This window comes from Croceitalea marina, from assembly GCF_042684265.1.
In the GTDB taxonomy this organism is placed as follows: domain Bacteria; phylum Bacteroidota; class Bacteroidia; order Flavobacteriales; family Flavobacteriaceae; genus Croceitalea; species Croceitalea marina.
On record NZ_JBHULB010000054.1, the window covers coordinates 1 to 1,843 of the forward strand.

The 1,843-nt window shown below is 33.5% G+C and carries 3 protein-coding genes; all 3 read right to left on the bottom strand.

The genetic code is table 11. The annotated features are described in order from the left end of the window. Positions 1–137: 137 nt before the first annotated feature. The 3 genes from ACFSQJ_RS14315 to ACFSQJ_RS14325 all read right to left on the bottom strand — a co-directional run bounded on the left by ACFSQJ_RS14315 (position 138) and on the right by ACFSQJ_RS14325 (position 1,706). On the bottom strand, positions 138–488 hold the full coding sequence (locus ACFSQJ_RS14315) for a DUF4160 domain-containing protein (protein WP_377767658.1): 351 nt from the start codon (positions 486–488) through the stop codon (positions 138–140). A gap of 9 nt (positions 489–497) precedes the next feature. Beyond that, the gene (locus tag ACFSQJ_RS14320) at positions 498–929 is read right to left on the bottom strand and encodes a T6SS immunity protein Tdi1 domain-containing protein (RefSeq protein ID WP_377767659.1); all 432 of its coding nucleotides are present in this window, start codon (positions 927–929) and stop codon (positions 498–500) included. 210 nt (positions 930–1,139) lie between these two features. Further along, positions 1,140–1,706: a hypothetical protein gene (locus ACFSQJ_RS14325; RefSeq protein ID WP_040252162.1), complete on the bottom strand. Its 567-nt coding sequence runs from the start codon at positions 1,704–1,706 to the stop codon at positions 1,140–1,142. Between the last annotated feature and the right edge of the window lie 137 nt (positions 1,707–1,843).

The window sequence follows — 1,843 nt, forward strand, 5'->3', positions numbered from 1 at the left end:
AGGTAAAACGTAGATAAATCAAATAAAAAAAGCTCAAAGAATCATTTTTTCGAATCTATGGGCCTAAAATACTATTGTCTCAGATTAATGAAGAATTTACTTGTTTTTTACCTCAGTTCTTTGTTGTGCCTAGTTTTTTAACTATTATTTCCGTGATATTTTTCCCATATTTTCTCTAAAATAATTTTTCCTTTCATTCCTTGATAGAATGCTTTAATCTTTTTGAGATTTTTGGAATTCATATCTCCAGAAATTAACTCACATTTTTCAATTGTGAATTTTGCATCTATTTCTCTATTTCTTGAAATTACGTGAAAGTGAGGTGGAATATGGTCATTAGTATAAATTCTAACTTGAAGGTCGTCTATTGTTGCGACCCGCTCTTTTGTTGCTAAAGCTGGTTCGTTCAAATGTTTTTCCAATGAAACATCGTCTAATCCTAAATAGTACTTTAGTAAGTCTTCTAGTATTTTTTCAAATATGTTCAAATTCTCAAGCTATGTTTTAAATTCAAATTTTATTTTTTGTCCGTCTTTCAAATCCTTTATTTGAAACCCTAAATCTCCACTAAAAGAAATTAATTCCGCAAAACTTATTTTTCCAATATTGGACTTTTCATATTCTCCGCCAATAACAGCTGGCATTTTCAAACAGTATTTTTGGTTTTCTTCTAATTCTCCAAGTTCCGATTTTGCAATGTTCACAAGATTTGTCATTTGCCAATCTTCGATAAATTCAGAGTCAGTCGAAAGTCGGTCAAATTCCGATTCCGATTCCGCAATTTTTCCGCAACTAATTTCTTCGGGACAAATTCTCCAATATTCGTTTTTGTCCGTTTTGAAAATCACGTTGCCAAAGTCATTCGTCCGAACTATTTCGGTCGCATTAAATCCTTTCCAATTCCAAGCTTTATTTATTTCGGCAATCATTTTCTCAAATTAGGCACAACGGTTTTGTATATGATTTGTGGCGATTTGGCGGCTAGCGTTGGGGAGCGAATTGGCAGCAGCTCGCAGAGCTGCGTGAGAATCAGAAGCCGCGGCGAGCCGCTCGACGGATTTTTCCGTCGTAACTAAGTTAACTAAAAATGTGAGAAGCGCAATTCAATTAACCGTCTAAGCCATAAATTATATGCGTTGTTACAAGCTGGCTTTTCTCCATTTGAACAACATTACTCTTTTCCGATTTTCAATATCATTTACTCTTACTGCTGTCACATCCTCAATCCGATAAATGACTGTTCCTTCGTCTTCACCCATTTTACCAACGCAATGCAGAATCAAATCAGATTCAGATAGTTTGGTAATAAATCCAGAAAAATAGTCTGAACCATTAATTTCCAAGCGAGCAATTCGGTCAGTTCCTTCAAGTTGTTTTAATATTCCAGTTTGCCATTCCTCGTCGTCGTTTAAATTCAATTCGAATTTTTCGTCTTTATCCAATTCCGATGAATAGTCAATCAGACATTGCATTGCTTTTGCGTAATCATCGTCAAAGTCAACACTTTTTATATTTTCAATTCGCTCAATTATAATTCCGTCTGATTTTCCGTATTTAGTAAAGTGTTGAATTGTAACCAATTCTTCATTATAGTCTTTTACGTATCCAGCCCAAAATCCATCATCGTCGTTATATTTCCAAATTCCGATAATTTCTTTGTTCTCCTTTGATTTCTTTAAAATCTCAAATAATATACTTTCGCTCATTGTTTGGTTTAGCTGTCTAGTCCTGAAATATGGCTACAGGTTAAAAATAGATTTACGCTGTTAATTTATATACCATATTAGGTGTTTTGTATTCTAAAGATAAATGTAATCTTATTTCATTGTATAGATTGATTGCA

Bases quoted from the DNA above. Each gene is read 5' to 3' on its own strand.
- ACFSQJ_RS14320 (WP_377767659.1), bottom strand. From the start codon at position 929: ATGATTGCCGAAATAAATAAAGCTTGGAATTGGAAAGGATTTAATGCG.
- ACFSQJ_RS14325 (WP_040252162.1), bottom strand. From the start codon at position 1,706: ATGAGCGAAAGTATATTATTTGAGATTTTAAAGAAATCAAAGGAGAAC.